Here is a 13,719-nt window from a genome sequence, read left to right as displayed (position 1 = left end):
CTATCCTACTTCATTTTAAATTAAAGAAAAAATATGATAAAATAAACTGACTAGAAAAAACAAAGGAGAAACCATGTCTCAACTCTATGATATTACCATTGTAGGTGGTGGTCCCGTCGGGCTTTTTGCAACCTTCTATGCACATCTACGCCAAGCCAAGGTCCAAATCATCGACTCCCTTCCACAACTAGGTGGACAACCTGCTATTCTCTATCCTGAAAAGGAAATTTTAGACGTCCCAGGTTTCCCAAACCTGACTGGAGAAGAATTGACTAACCGTCTAATCGAGCAATTAAATGAATTTGATACCCCTATTCATCTCAATGAAACGGTTCTTGAGATTGAAAAACAAGAAGAAGGATTTGTCATCACAACTTCTAAAGGAAGTCACCTGACTAAAACAGTTATCATCGCTATGGGTGGCGGTGCCTTCAAACCACGTCCGCTGGAACTAGAAGGCGTTGAAGGCTATGAAAATATCCATTACCACGTTTCCAACATCCAGCAATACGCTGGTAAGAAAGTGACGATTCTGGGTGGTGGGGACTCAGCTGTAGATTGGGCTTTGGCTTTTGAAAAAATTTCACCAACCACCCTTGTTCACCGCAGAGATAATTTCCGTGCCTTGGAACACAGTGTCCAAGCCTTGCAGGAATCTTCTGTGACCATCAAGACACCATTCGTCCCGAGCCAACTCCTTGGAGATGGAAAAAGGCTCGATAAACTTGAAATCACAAAAGTCAAATCTGATGAGACAGAAACGATTGACTTAGATCACCTCTTTGTCAACTATGGTTTCAAATCTTCTGTTGGTAACCTTAAAAACTGGGGTCTAGACCTCAACCGCCACAAGATTATCGTCAACAGCAAACAGGAATCCAGCCAAGCAGGTATCTATGCTATTGGTGACTGCTGCTACTATGACGGAAAAATTGATCTGATTGCGACAGGGCTTGGAGAAGCACCAACCGCTGTCAACAATGCCATCAACTACATTGACCCAGAGCAAAAAGTACAACCAAAACACTCAACTAGTTTATAAAAAAGAACCACGAGTCCTACGATTCGTGGTTTTATAATTCATCCGCAATCTTGTTTATTTTTCTAAGTCTGTGGTTGACACCACTTTTTGTAAGGGGATTGCTGAGGCTATCTGCTAACTGCTGGATAGAGTAGTCTGGGTGCTGAATCCGCAACTGCGCTACTTCCTGCAAATCCACTGGCAGATTTTCTAAGCCCATGATATCTTTGATTTTACTGATATTATTGATAGTCTTCATGCTGGCAGAAACTGTCCGAGCAATATTGGCTGTCTCGGCATTATTGGCCCGATTGAGGTCGTTACGAGTTTCTCGCAAAATCTTAACCCGCTCAAAATCATCACGCGCCTGCATGGCTCCGATGACTATCAAAAAGTCCATAATGTCTTCAGCTCGCTGGAGATAGGTCACTGCCCCCTTCTTACGCTCAAGCACCTTGGCATCCAGTAAAAATTGCTGGAGAAGAGAGGCAAGCCCTTGCGCGTGGTCCAGATAAACAGAACTGATTTCCAACTGGTACTTGCCTGACTCAGGGTCACGGATGCTTCCATTTGCCAAGAAAGCGCCACAAAGATAAGCACGACCTGCTTCCTCGTCTGATAAAATCTCCTCGTCAATACCTGTTTCCAGACCAAAAAAGGAGTCTGCCAAGTGCAAATCACTCAGCAGGTCCTGCACCTTTTCATCTGTAAAAACGGTATAGACCCGATTCTTACGAAGATTACTTCTTTGGTGGTGTCGGATTTCCGATTTGATTTCATAGAAATGGAGAAAGGACTCATAGAGGTGACGAGCCAGTTTGGCATTTTCTGTCACGACAGACAAGGTTAGGCCCGAGGTCGAGAGACCGATGCTACCAGACATCTTGATAATGGCAGATAATTCATGCCGGCTTAGATGGTGCTGACCTAGAATTTCTTCTTTTACTGCTACTGTGAAACTCATTTTCTCACCTGTATAATCCGCATCAATTCATCCACAATCAAATCTCCATCGTGGAAGGCACCCCCATTTTCCAGACGAAGGAAGTTGGATGAAATCACACGCGGAACTTGCTTACAAAGACCAGCAAAATCATGTTCCACCTGCACCAAGTATTCATCAAAACGGTTGGAATTCATGTATTCCTGAGGCACTTTTTCGATATTCACCAAAACAGTATCGATAAAAGGGCGACCAAGGTGACGATGCAGGACCTCCACGTGGTCACTATCTGTAAAGTGTTCCGTCTCCCCACGTTGGGTCATAATATTGCAGACATAGGCGATTTCTGCCTTAGTTTCCAAAAGAGCCTTCCCAATTTCCTTAATCACGATATTGGGCAAAATCGAGGTAAAGAGGGAACCAGGTCCGAGGACAATCATGTCACTTTCAAGAATGGTCTGCACTACTCGACGGCTAGCCAGAGGCGTATCATCGTTGAGGGTATTGGTCACATAGACATGGTCAATCATGCCTGGATGGTCTGCAATATGGCTCTCTCCAGCCACTTCTGTCCCATCCTGAAAGACTGCATGAAGGGTCAAGGGATGGTCACTGGAAGGATAAATCTTCCCAGTTGTATGGAAAAATTTGCTCAGTAACTGCATGGCATTATAGGTCGAACCCTGCATTTCTGACAGGCCAGCGATAATGAGATTACCCAATGGATGGCCAGCAAAGGCTCCAGCATCTTCAGAAAAGCGATACTGAAAGACTTTCTCATAAAACTTAGGCATATCCGACATGGCCACAAGGACATTACGAAGATCACCTGGCGGTGTCAATTGTTGCATATTTTTTCGGAGTTCACCTGATGAACCACCATCATCTGCCACCGTTACGATAGCAGCGATTTCCACATCTTTTTCACGTAGACTTTTAAGAATGACGGGGATCCCAGTCCCTCCACCAATCACCGTTATCTTTGGTTTTCTCATGAACGGTTTACCGTTTCCTTTCTTCGGTCTTTATCACGATGCCCTTCATTGACAGGCCAATTCTTGGATAAGTCCTGCGCCAAGCGTTTAGCAAAGGCCACACTACGGTGTTGTCCACCCGTACAACCCATGGCAATAGTCAAAACAGACTTCCCTTCCTTTTGGTAACTTGGCAAAATCGGCTCAATCAAGGCCAACAAATGTTGATAAAAGTCTTCTGACTCAGGATGATTCATGACATAGTCATAAACTGGTTCATCCACACCCGTTTGGTTTCTCAGTTCTGGTAGGTAGTAGGGATTTGGCAAGAATCGGACATCAAAGACTAAATCTGCATCAATCGGGATTCCATATTTAAAGCCAAAAGACATGACTTCGATACGGAAAGACTGGGCTTGTTCCTGATCCGCAAACTGCTCTGCAATGGTTTTACGCAGTTCACGTGGAGTGAGTTCTGTCGTATCCACAACATTTTGGCTCATGTTTTTCAGTGGTGCTAAGAGTTCACGTTCCAGCTTAATTCCATCTAAAATCCGACCGTCAGCTGCTAGTGGGTGACTTCGTCTGGTTTCCTTGTAGCGCGCGACCAATTCCTTATCTGCAGCATCCAAAAAGAGGATTTTGAAATCCAAATCATCTTGATTTTCCAACTCATCCAAAACAGCTTGAATCTCTGAGAAGAAAGAACGGCTACGCATATCTACTACCAAGGCCAACTTATGGTCGTCTTCCTTTGTTTCCACCAACTGCAAAAACTTAGGCAAGAGAGCTGGCGGCATATTATCAATAGTAAAATAACCCAAATCTTCGAAGGACTGAATAGCAACTGTTTTCCCTGCACCACTCATTCCTGTCACAATCACCAAGTGAAGTTGTTTCTTTGTCATCTTTTTCTCCTTATATCAAAAGAAGTTTGGCAACACCAAACTTCAACTAGCTTATCCAATCTCTGCGATGACTTCGATTTCGACTTTTACATCACGAGGAAGACGAGCTACCTCCACAGCTGAACGAGCTGGAAATTCCTCTTTAAAGGCCGTTTGGTAAACCTCGTTAAAAGGAACAAAGTCGTTCATATCACTCAAAAAACAAGTTGTTTTGACAACATGGTCAAAGTCAGTTCCTGCCTCTGCCAAAATAGCACCGATGTTTTTCAAGACTTGCTCTGTCTGTTCTTGGATCGTTTCTCCAACGATTTCCCCAGTTTCAGGAGATAGGGGAACTTGACCGCTAGCAAACAAAAGATTGCCAACGATTTTTCCTTGAACATATGGTCCGATAGCCTTTGGAGCTTTGTCTGTATGAATTGTTTTTGCCATTTTCTTTTCCTCACAATTTTTCTAAGATTGCATCCCAAGCCTCATCCATCCCTGCCTTGCTGACAGATGAAAAGAGGATGAAGTCGTCACTTGGGTCAAAGTTTAATTTCTTTTTGATTGCTGATTCGTGCTTATTCCATTTACCACGAGGAATCTTGTCCGCCTTGGTCGCAACGATGATAACCGGAATCTCATAATACTTGAGAAATTCGTACATCTGCACATCATCTGCTGATGGGTCATGACGGAGGTCAACTAGACTAACAACTGCACGGAGATTTTCCCGAGTTGTCAGATACTCCTCAATCATGCGCCCCCACTTTTCACGTTCCTTTTTGGAAACGCGGGCATAGCCATAACCAGGCACATCCACAAAGCGCATCTTATCATCGATATTAAAGAAGTTGAGAAGCTGGGTTTTACCAGGTTTCCCTGATGTTCGGGCGAGATTCTTACGGTTCAACATAGTGTTGATAAAGCTAGACTTGCCAACATTGGAACGCCCTGCTAGGGCAATCTCTGGCAGTTCATCCTGCGGATAATGGGATTTATTAGCTGCACTGAGCAAGATTTCAGCATTGTGTGTATTAAGTTCCATAGTCACCTCTAGGCTGTTTCTAGGATTGGTTTATCCGTTCCATCGACAGCTTCTTTAGTGATGCGGACCAATTTCACATTTTCCTGACTCGGTACTTCAAACATGACGTCCAGCATTGTTTCTTCGATAATCGAGCGAAGACCACGCGCCCCTGTTTTGCGTTCGATAGCCTTATTGGCGATTTCTTGAAGGGCTTCGTCGTCAAATTCCAACTCAACATCATCATAAGATAACAAGGTTTGGTACTGTTTGACCAAAGCATTTCTTGGTTCCTTCAAGATACGAACCAAATCATCTACTGTCAACTGTTCAAGAGCAGCAAAAACAGGCAAGCGTCCAATCAGCTCAGGGATAATACCGAATTTTTGAATATCTTCTGCGATGATTTCTTGCATGTAAGAGCTGTTTTCGTCAATCGCCTTGTTATTTTGACCAAATCCAATGACTTTTTCTCCAAGACGTTGTTTGACGATTTCTTCAATGCCATCAAAGGCACCACCCACGATGAAGAGGATATTTTTAGTATCCACTTGAATCATCTCTTGTTGTGGATGCTTGCGTCCACCTTGAGGCGGTACGCTAGCAACTGTTCCCTCAATAATCTTGAGAAGGGCTTGTTGCACACCTTCACCAGAAACATCACGTGTGATAGACACGTTCTCGCTCTTCTTGGCAATCTTGTCAATTTCATCCACATAGATAATGCCACGCTCTGCACGTTCAATGTTAAAGTCAGCAGCCTGCAAGAGTTTGAGGAGGATATTTTCCACGTCCTCACCCACATAACCAGCCTCAGTAAGAGCTGTCGCATCTGCGATCGCAAAAGGTACATTCAAGCTCTTAGCCAAGGTCTGGGCCAAGAAAGTTTTCCCAGAACCAGTTGGGCCAATCATCAAGATGTTTGACTTCTGCAAATCCACATCTTCCGACTCTTCACGCGTATCATGAAAATTGATGCGTTTGTAGTGGTTGTAAACTGCCACTGCCAAGGCACGTTTGGCACGATCTTGACCGATTACATAGTGGTTCAAGATATGGAGGAGTTCAATTGGTTTTGGTACCTCAGACAAGTCTGCCAAGACTTCTTCCGCCAACTCCTCTCGAATGATCTCCTGGGCTAACTCCACACATTCATTACAGATAAAGGCGTTGTTCCCAGCGATTATTTTTTGTACTTCTTCTTGGCTTTTGCCACAAAATGAGCAATAAACCATCATATCATTATTCCTATTTGTAGGCATGATTTCCTTCCGTTCTATTCTATACTGTCATTCTATCTAAAATAAGGTCATGTAAAAAGCATGGATACTATTGACCAAATTGGTAAAAGCATTTAACCAGAGCAGGACAGAAAGTCCATAGCGCTTTTTACGAAAAGCCTGTGCTCCTGCAAGTAAGCAGACCAAACACAGCATGGCTGTGAAAAAACCAAATATACTACGTTCCATTAGACTTCCTTTCTCTTGCGGTATTGGATGGTAAAATCATAAGGATTTTTCTCATCTTTGGTATAAGATTTGCTTGAAACAGTCTCAAAAAGAGACAAGTCAAACTCTTCAGGAAAATAGGTATCTCCTTCCACCCGAGCATGAATGTGAGTCACAATCACTTCGTCAAGGTAGGGTTCAAAAGCCTGAAAAATCTGCTTTCCACCGATAATATAGAGATTCTTTTCTTGAGCCTGATACCAGTCCAAGACAGACTGGATATCCTGAAAAGTAGCCGCACCATCTATTTTTTCTTCCGGGTTACGTGTCAAAATCAAGGTCTCCCGTTTTGGAAGCAAGCGACGCCGCATCCCATCAAAGGTCACGCGCCCCATCAAGATAGCATGATTCAGAGTTGTTTCTTTGAAGTGTTGCAGTTCTGCTGGTAAATGCCAAGGCAGACGATTGTCCTTACCAATCACACCCTCTTCATCCTGGGCCCAAATAGCTACGATTTTCTTAGTCATGCTTCCATCCTTTTCACTGATAGTACTATTTTATCAAAAAACTCAAAAAAAGACTGGTTTGGAATAGCTTGCAGAATAGAAAAAATCTGTAAGAAAATTCCTACAGATTTATATATCTATTATTTCTTACAAACCGGGAGCTTGTCCAAGTTCTGCCGCAAGCATCCAAACCGTTTTCTCAAGTTCAGCTTTAGCACCAACAAAGATATCGTTTGTCACATCATCACCTTCTTCATCAGTAACATCCAAAGCTTTTTGGAACAGAGTGATGAGATAACGATAAACATCTAGGACACGTTCCAAGCTTTCTTCAACATTACGGTATTCACCAGCTTCTTCTTCGATTTCACTATGTTGAAGGAATTCTGTCAAAGTAGAGAATGGGCTGCCACCAAGTGTAATCAAACGTTCGCTGATTTCGTCAAGATAGCCATCAAGGCTGTCCATGTATTCATCCATTTTTGGATGCCACACAAGAAAACCACGACCGCGCATATACCAGTGTACTTGGTGCAAAGCAACGTGAGCTACGTACAAATCAGCAACAGCTTGGTTCAATACTTCCTTTGTTTTTGCCAATGCTACTGGCGCTACTTTTGTCAATGATGTTACGTCTTTTACTGCTTCTTTTTTCAATTCTACCATTTTATTTTACCTCGTTTATTATTTTTTGTAACCACTTCTTACTGATTACTACCTTAGTATACTACTAAGGAAAACAAATAGCAAGCCAAATAACTCACATGAGAAAAGTTGCAATAGACTGATAATTTAAGAATTTTTTAGAATGAAACTCAGTCACTTTCAAACTCTCTTAACATAGATAAACTAAAGAAAAAAGCATACAATTTGTACACTCTTTTCTCAGTTTTACATCTTAATACCAGACGCTGACATCAACATGTCCCCTAATTCCTTTTAGAGACTCAGTTGATGTATATTGCCAACCTTTTTCTCCTGAATAATGAGGATTATTCCAATCAAGCGCATCCGTATAGGCTGCAACCCAGTTAACATGTTGTAAAATATCAGGATGATTCAAACGAGTTTGCAAAAGTTGACGATAGCTATAAACTTTCACGTTTTGGTAACCAGCATGCTTCATGGTTGCCATATACTTATTGATAATCTTGACCCAAGTTCCAGTATCACTTGGAGCTCTTTTACTTTTATTGACATATTCCCAGTTTTCAACATCATAGTAGATTGGATAAGACAAGTTCATCTTGTATTTTTTCAAGAGTTCAATAGTTTGATTAGCATCATTCTCAGCATCGGTCTCATTTTCAGCATAAGTATAGAGGTAAACACCGTAAGGAATTCCAAGCCGGTTTAACTCCTTGATATTATGAGCCAATTCCTTGTCCTCAGTTCCACTGTATCCCAAACGAACAATGACTCCATCTACTCCATTATCATCGATGACCTTTTTCCAGTCACTGATACGACCATTGTGTTCACTGACATCGATGACCTTTTTAACTTGATCAGTCCCAACTTGTTCTTCACGATGGTTAAAGAAATAACGTCTGCCATTTCGGTGAACCCAGCCAACATTCAAGTCTTTCTTTTCTTTTAACTCACCTGAGTCAGAAAAAATATAGCGAGCATCATCCATGACTAATTCACCAGTAGCCATAGCACCACTTCCTGTCAAATAATAGTTTCCATGCCACTCATCTTGAGCCATGTAACCCCACTTCTTGAAATAGTACCACTTGCCGTCTACCTTTTGCCACTCTTGATTAGCATAAGAGCCATCAGATTTGAGATAGAAGTAAGACGAATAGGCTGGATCATAAAGCCATTCATTTTGCATCATAGCACCTTGACTATTTAGGAAATAACTTCCCTGCCATTGACTTTTAGCTAAATAGCCCCATTTTTTAAAATAGTACCATTTACCTCCAACAGAATACCATTCCTGGTTAGCATAAGAACCATCAGACTTCAGGTAAAACCAATTCTTATAGGCGTTATCATAAACCCATTCATTCTTAGCCATATAACCACCTGATTTTAGGTAGTAATTGCCCTGCCACTCATTTTGAGCATAACGACCGTCTGACTTAATATAAAACCAAGCCTTATAGTAGTTATCAAAAATCCACTCACTCTTTGCTTTGGAACCATCAGCCTTTACATAATAATCCCCATCCCAGTGGGCAGAAGCATTGGTCTTTACTCCTGCGCTCGTTTGAGTTTTATTAGAAGACTGATTTTGCTCTGAACTACTTGAAACTGTCGTTGCATCCTGCGAAGTTTTTGCTACCTCAGTTTCATTTGCAGCTACATGACTAACTGCCAAGCCGAGCAAACAGATACTTGCTAATCCAATTTTTCCAATCTTTGTTTTCAATCTTTCCTCTCCTATAAAAAATGGAACAGACATATGAATGCTGTTCCACCTAGCTTTTGCTACTGATTATTTTACAAAGTCAAGCAAAGCCAAGAAGCTTTCTGCTTCAAGTGACGCACCACCTACAAGGGCACCGTCAACGTCTGGGCAAGCCATGTATGAAGCAACGTTTTCAGGTTTAACAGAACCACCGTATTGAACACGAACTTTGTCTGCAACTTCTTGACCGAAGTCAGCAGCTACAACGTCACGAACAACTTTACACATTTTTTGTGCATCGTCTTGTGAAGCTGATTTACCAGTACCGATAGCCCAGATTGGTTCGTAAGCGATAACTGAGGCAGCAACTTGTTCAGCAGTCAATCCAGCCAATGCAGCAGATACTTGAGCACCTACGAATTCAGCAGCTTTACCAGCTTCGTAAGTTTCAAGTGACTCACCACAACAGATGATTGGAAGCATACCGTTTGCAAAGATTGCTTTTGCTTTTTTGTTGATATCTTCGTCAGTTTCATGGAAGTAGTCACGGCGTTCTGAGTGACCGATAACAACGTAGTCAGTACCGATTTCTTTCAAAACTTGTGGGCTTGTTTCACCAGTGAAAGCACCTGCATTTTCAAAGTAGCAGTTTTGAGCAGCAACTTTAAGGTTTGAACCTTTTGCAGCAGCAAGAACAGTTGTCAAATCAAGAGCTGGAGCTGCGATACCTGCTTCAACAAGATCTGATGAAGGAAGTTTTGATGCAACTGCTTCAACGAATGCTTTAGCTTCTTCTGGATTTTTATTCATTTTCCAGTTACCAGCGATAAATGGTTTACGTGACATTTCACATACCTCTTTTTTCAATTTATTTTCTACTTATTTTATCACAATTATACACAGCTTGCAAATCTTACTCGGATTTCAAGCCTGCTTCCAACGATTAATCTTTCCAAAGATCCATAGCATTTCTGAAATCTGCAGATACCTGTGTCAACTGAGGATTGCTTGCTTCTCTCTCTGCTCGTTTAGCCTCCACTTGAGCCACACTTTTGATGCCTTCATGGCGCCAGTTTCTTAAAATCGCCTGAATGTACTTCCAGTTTGGTTTTCCATTCAAAACAGCTTCACGAAGAGCCTCCTTAATCAAGTCAGCACTGGTCCCATCTTCCTTTAGTGTCTTGGTCAAATCCTCAATCTCAAAAGGTGTCAACAAGCGTCCTAATTCCTGCTGGAAGGTTTCCACCAAATTCTTGAGCTGGTTTTGAGGTGTCAACTGATCTGAATTCGAATGAGCAACTCCAAGCAAGTCATCCAAACGTTCCAAAGCTAAACTAGCATCAAAAAGCAATTCGATTTCACCATTTAATTCGATGGTTCGATACTGAAGCAGTCCCCTCTCCGTCAGATTGGAAATGGCTTGATTGACATCCGAAATTTCCTTACCAATCCTTTCAGCAATCTGGCTTGGCGACATTTCATCCAAACCTGTCGTATTTTGCAAATAGAAAAATTGCCAGACCAGAAAATCGTCACTAGAAGGAAAGAGTTCCTTAAAATGCAAGAGAAGGGCACTCGGTAAAACCAAGTTCCCTGATTTAAAAGCGTCTAAATATGTCATAATTCCTCTTATAAATACCCAAATGCAGAAGCATCATCTTCTATTTTTCTCCAGTCAAAAGGGGTTTCCTGATAGACTGCATAATTTACCCAGTTACTGAAAAAGAGGGCTGCTGATGAAGACCAACAAAGACATGGGGTCTGATTAACATCATCATCCTTAAAGTAATTTTCTGGAATATGAGGATCCAAACCTGCATCACGATCTCGGAAATATTCATTTGCCAAGGTATCACGATCATATTCCAAATGACCAAAACTATAAATTTCACGCAAATCTCGACTGGCCAAAATCGAAACCCCAACCTGAGGACCTTCTGATAAAATCTCAAGATTGGTTTTATTTAAGATTTCTTCCTTAGAAATCTCCGTGTGCCGTGAATGAGGGGATACATAGCTATCGTCAAAGCCTCTAAAGAGAAGGTGACCTTCCTTTAAGGTGTCCTGAGGATAAATACCCGATAACTTACTGTCCATCTGGTATTTTTCCACTCCATAGCGCAGATAAAGACCAGCCTGAGCACCCCAACAGATATGAAGGGTCGAATAGACATGGGTCTTGGACCACTCGATTACCTGACTGAACTCCTCCCAATAGTCCACTTCCTCAAATGGTAAATGCTCAACTGGAGCACCTGTGATAATCATCCCATCAAAATACTCGTCCTTAACTTCAGGAAAAGTTTTATAAAAAGTCTCCATGTGCTCTGAACGAGTTGTCTTAGAACGGTGGCTTTCCATATAGAGAAAATCAATATCCAGTTGCAGGGGTGTATTGGCCAAATGGCGCAACAACTGGGTCTCTGTGACCATTTTTTGTGGCATAAGATTTAAGATTAAAATCTTCAAAGGACGGATATCTTGGTGGGCCGCACGTTGATCATCCATGACAAAGATGTTCTCTGTCCGTAAAATCTCAACAGCTGGTAATTTTTTATCAATTCGAATCGGCATAACCCTCTCCTAACTGTACTCTTTCAGGAATAATTGCATATGTTTGAAGCCAAATCTCAAACACCTAGTCCTTTTATTATACTGCAAGAAGATATAGTTTTCAATTATAGTTTTTCTCTAACTAGCTATAGTCTATTTTTATATCCTAATGTAGAGAAAACAGCCCTAGGGACTGTTTTTCATTAATAATGCATCAAAACTTTGTAGTCGTAGTCACCGATTTTTTCACGGCCGTTTAATTCATCCAATTCAACAAGGAAGGCACAACCTGCTACAACACCACCAAGCTTTTCAATCATTTCGATAGTTGCCTTAACAGTTCCACCTGTTGCCAAGAGATCATCTACGATAAGAACACGTTGACCTGGCTTGATGGCATCCGCGTGCATAGTCAAGGTATCAACACCGTACTCTTTTTCATAGTCAGCAGAAATAACTTCGCGTGGCAATTTACCTGGCTTACGAACAGGCGCGAAACCAATTCCCAACTCAAAGGCAACTGGACAGCCCACGATAAAACCACGAGCTTCAGGCCCTACAATCATGTCGATTTTCTTGTCAGTAGCATACTGAACAATTTCACGAACAGCATAGCTATAGGCATTTCCATCAGCCATCAAAGGACTAATATCACGGAAGGTGATGCCTTCCTTAGGATAATTTTCAATTGTTGCAATATAATCTTTTAAATTCATCTTTTTCTTTCTTTCAAAGTTTTTACTCTCTATTATAGCATATTTTTTAAGAAAGAAAAAAGGAAAAGTTAACTTCAATAATTATCTAACGATTTGATGATTTATGACTAGCCATAGCAATAAAGCCCAAGTTCTTTTTATTCTTATTAAACATTTTATACATAGTTAAAAACTGCTTTCTATTCTCCTTTTTACAAGCATTTACACAAATTTTCAAAGTTCCTAGCCAACCTTCGTCATAAATCATACCTGATAATTTCATTAATGTCATTTCACCAGTCAATACTTTCACATCACGATAACCTGATTCTATCATCACCTCTTCCCAACCACCTTGAGTTAAAGGACCTACATTTACATGAATTGCTTGTGACAGTTCCTGTCTGACAGACTCTTTAGCTTCCTTAAGAAGCACATCATGTGTCAAGAGAAGACCTTCAGGTTTTAAAACCCTTAGATATTCCATTACACATTTTTTCTTAGCTTGATCGGCTTGCATAGTAAGCATAGCTTCATTTATAACAATATCAAAACTAGCATCTTCATAAGGAAGTTTCATTGCATTTGCTCTTTCAAAACTGATTAAATGACCAACACCTGCCGTTTCAGCAGATTTTTTAGCCACTTCTAAAGCTTGAGCATCCATATCAACAGCAGTTATCTTACAACCAAAACGCTGTGCCAACTCAATTGCTGTAGTTCCCCTATTACACGCAACCTCTAGTATTCTCTTTTCTTTTGAAAATCCTCCTTCTGCAATTAACCAATCTGTGGCACGTTTTCCACCTGGACGTAAGCGTTTTTTCCCCAATTTTGCTAAAAACTTATGACCTGCTTCTGACATTTGAACACCTCTGTTTTTTCTTCATTATAACATAAAATGATATTATCTGACAATTCTAATCTATTATTTGATAAACTAGAATCAAAAGCATACAAGCTGCCATGACTATAGCATAAATCTATTAATCACCTCTCTAGTTCGAATTCATACTCAATAAAAATCAAATAGCAAACTAGAAAGCTAGGCGCAGGCAGTACTTGAGTACGACAAGCCGACGCTGACGTGTTTGAATTTGATTTTTGAAGAGTATCAATTGCTCACGTAGTTTACTCATATAGGTTCGCTAGTAGATGGTAACCACGGAGTACTTACATCTCAGATGAACGACATGGATGTTATACTCAAAAAAAGAAAGGACGAAATTTGTCCTTTCTAGATTTTAGCTTTTCTTCAACCCACTACAGTTGACAAAGAGCCATCATTATTTCCTCTCTAAGA

The 13,719-nt window shown here is 41.1% G+C and carries 16 protein-coding genes; 1 reads left to right on the top strand and 15 read right to left on the bottom strand.

The window, feature by feature from the left end:
- The first annotated feature begins 73 nt into the window (after positions 1-73).
- Positions 74-1,042 carry an NAD(P)/FAD-dependent oxidoreductase gene (locus D8848_RS07060; RefSeq protein WP_125443925.1) on the top strand — a complete coding sequence of 323 codons (969 nt, stop codon included), beginning with the start codon at positions 74-76 and terminating at the stop codon, positions 1,040-1,042.
- 31 nt (positions 1,043-1,073) lie between these two features.
- Here D8848_RS07060 and whiA read toward each other — a convergent pair whose 3' ends face one another.
- From whiA to D8848_RS06985, 15 genes are all read right to left on the bottom strand, one after another.
- The gene (gene whiA / locus D8848_RS07055) at positions 1,074-1,985 is read right to left on the bottom strand and encodes a DNA-binding protein WhiA (RefSeq protein ID WP_125443923.1); all 912 of its coding nucleotides are present in this window, start codon (positions 1,983-1,985) and stop codon (positions 1,074-1,076) included.
- On the bottom strand, positions 1,982-2,959 hold the full coding sequence (locus D8848_RS07050; RefSeq protein WP_084886654.1) for a YvcK family protein: 978 nt from the start codon (positions 2,957-2,959) through the stop codon (positions 1,982-1,984). The genes whiA and D8848_RS07050 overlap by 4 nt, the downstream gene beginning before the upstream one ends.
- Positions 2,956-3,846, bottom strand: a complete 891-nt coding sequence (gene rapZ / locus D8848_RS07045) for an RNase adapter RapZ (protein WP_060627751.1) — start codon at positions 3,844-3,846, stop codon at positions 2,956-2,958. The genes D8848_RS07050 and rapZ overlap by 4 nt, the downstream gene beginning before the upstream one ends.
- Before the next feature lie 51 nt (positions 3,847-3,897).
- Entirely contained in the window at positions 3,898-4,278 is a 381-nt protein-coding gene (locus tag D8848_RS07040) for a RidA family protein (protein ID WP_001140420.1), read from the bottom strand.
- Positions 4,279-4,288: 10 nt separating this feature from the next.
- Entirely contained in the window at positions 4,289-4,876 is a 588-nt protein-coding gene (gene yihA / locus D8848_RS07035) for a ribosome biogenesis GTP-binding protein YihA/YsxC (protein WP_000422605.1), read from the bottom strand.
- A gap of 8 nt (positions 4,877-4,884) precedes the next feature.
- The gene (gene clpX, locus D8848_RS07030; RefSeq protein WP_012972566.1) at positions 4,885-6,117 is read right to left on the bottom strand and encodes an ATP-dependent Clp protease ATP-binding subunit ClpX; all 1,233 of its coding nucleotides are present in this window, start codon (positions 6,115-6,117) and stop codon (positions 4,885-4,887) included.
- A gap of 36 nt (positions 6,118-6,153) precedes the next feature.
- Entirely contained in the window at positions 6,154-6,324 is a 171-nt protein-coding gene (locus D8848_RS07025; RefSeq protein WP_000442260.1) for a hypothetical protein, read from the bottom strand.
- Positions 6,324-6,830 carry a dihydrofolate reductase gene (locus D8848_RS07020; RefSeq protein WP_125443921.1) on the bottom strand — a complete coding sequence of 169 codons (507 nt, stop codon included), beginning with the start codon at positions 6,828-6,830 and terminating at the stop codon, positions 6,324-6,326. Before D8848_RS07020 ends, D8848_RS07025 begins: the two co-directional genes overlap by 1 nt.
- Before the next feature lie 126 nt (positions 6,831-6,956).
- The gene (locus D8848_RS07015; RefSeq protein WP_000229886.1) at positions 6,957-7,475 is read right to left on the bottom strand and encodes a Dps family protein; all 519 of its coding nucleotides are present in this window, start codon (positions 7,473-7,475) and stop codon (positions 6,957-6,959) included.
- Between the two features lie 232 nt (positions 7,476-7,707).
- The gene (lytC, locus tag D8848_RS07010) at positions 7,708-9,222 is read right to left on the bottom strand and encodes a choline binding-anchored murein hydrolase LytC (RefSeq protein WP_125443920.1); all 1,515 of its coding nucleotides are present in this window, start codon (positions 9,220-9,222) and stop codon (positions 7,708-7,710) included.
- A 33-nt stretch (positions 9,223-9,255) separates the two neighbouring features.
- The gene (gene tpiA, locus D8848_RS07005; RefSeq protein ID WP_000087893.1) at positions 9,256-10,014 is read right to left on the bottom strand and encodes a triose-phosphate isomerase; all 759 of its coding nucleotides are present in this window, start codon (positions 10,012-10,014) and stop codon (positions 9,256-9,258) included.
- A gap of 97 nt (positions 10,015-10,111) precedes the next feature.
- Entirely contained in the window at positions 10,112-10,789 is a 678-nt protein-coding gene (locus tag D8848_RS07000; protein WP_125443918.1) for a DnaD domain-containing protein, read from the bottom strand.
- An 8-nt stretch (positions 10,790-10,797) separates the two neighbouring features.
- Positions 10,798-11,742 carry a homoserine O-acetyltransferase MetA gene (gene metA / locus D8848_RS06995; protein ID WP_120769910.1) on the bottom strand — a complete coding sequence of 315 codons (945 nt, stop codon included), beginning with the start codon at positions 11,740-11,742 and terminating at the stop codon, positions 10,798-10,800.
- 182 nt (positions 11,743-11,924) lie between these two features.
- Positions 11,925-12,437, bottom strand: a complete 513-nt coding sequence (locus D8848_RS06990; RefSeq protein ID WP_001049318.1) for an adenine phosphoribosyltransferase — start codon at positions 12,435-12,437, stop codon at positions 11,925-11,927.
- A gap of 85 nt (positions 12,438-12,522) precedes the next feature.
- Entirely contained in the window at positions 12,523-13,281 is a 759-nt protein-coding gene (locus D8848_RS06985; protein WP_125443916.1) for a class I SAM-dependent methyltransferase, read from the bottom strand.
- Between the last annotated feature and the right edge of the window lie 438 nt (positions 13,282-13,719).

The sequence above is a fragment of the Streptococcus mitis genome (assembly GCF_003942775.1).
GTDB lineage: Bacteria > Bacillota > Bacilli > Lactobacillales > Streptococcaceae > Streptococcus > Streptococcus mitis_CN.
The sequence above is the reverse complement of the archived record's forward strand: the minus strand, read 5'-3'. Positions and strand labels throughout refer to the sequence as shown.

Coding starts and splice junctions, on each gene's coding strand:
- D8848_RS07060 (WP_125443925.1), top strand. CDS start 74: ATGTCTCAACTCTATGATATTACCATTGTAGGTGGTGGTCCCGTCGGG.
- whiA (WP_125443923.1), bottom strand. CDS start 1,985: ATGAGTTTCACAGTAGCAGTAAAAGAAGAAATTCTAGGTCAGCACCAT.
- D8848_RS07050 (WP_084886654.1), bottom strand. CDS start 2,959: ATGAGAAAACCAAAGATAACGGTGATTGGTGGAGGGACTGGGATCCCC.
- rapZ (WP_060627751.1), bottom strand. CDS start 3,846: ATGACAAAGAAACAACTTCACTTGGTGATTGTGACAGGAATGAGTGGT.
- D8848_RS07040 (WP_001140420.1), bottom strand. CDS start 4,278: ATGGCAAAAACAATTCATACAGACAAAGCTCCAAAGGCTATCGGACCA.
- yihA (WP_000422605.1), bottom strand. CDS start 4,876: ATGGAACTTAATACACACAATGCTGAAATCTTGCTCAGTGCAGCTAAT.
- clpX (WP_012972566.1), bottom strand. CDS start 6,117: ATGCCTACAAATAGGAATAATGATATGATGGTTTATTGCTCATTTTGT.
- D8848_RS07025 (WP_000442260.1), bottom strand. CDS start 6,324: ATGGAACGTAGTATATTTGGTTTTTTCACAGCCATGCTGTGTTTGGTC.
- D8848_RS07020 (WP_125443921.1), bottom strand. CDS start 6,830: ATGACTAAGAAAATCGTAGCTATTTGGGCCCAGGATGAAGAGGGTGTG.
- D8848_RS07015 (WP_000229886.1), bottom strand. CDS start 7,475: ATGGTAGAATTGAAAAAAGAAGCAGTAAAAGACGTAACATCATTGACA.
- lytC (WP_125443920.1), bottom strand. CDS start 9,222: ATGTCTGTTCCATTTTTTATAGGAGAGGAAAGATTGAAAACAAAGATT.
- tpiA (WP_000087893.1), bottom strand. CDS start 10,014: ATGTCACGTAAACCATTTATCGCTGGTAACTGGAAAATGAATAAAAAT.
- D8848_RS07000 (WP_125443918.1), bottom strand. CDS start 10,789: ATGACATATTTAGACGCTTTTAAATCAGGGAACTTGGTTTTACCGAGT.
- metA (WP_120769910.1), bottom strand. CDS start 11,742: ATGCCGATTCGAATTGATAAAAAATTACCAGCTGTTGAGATTTTACGG.
- D8848_RS06990 (WP_001049318.1), bottom strand. CDS start 12,437: ATGAATTTAAAAGATTATATTGCAACAATTGAAAATTATCCTAAGGAA.
- D8848_RS06985 (WP_125443916.1), bottom strand. CDS start 13,281: ATGTCAGAAGCAGGTCATAAGTTTTTAGCAAAATTGGGGAAAAAACGC.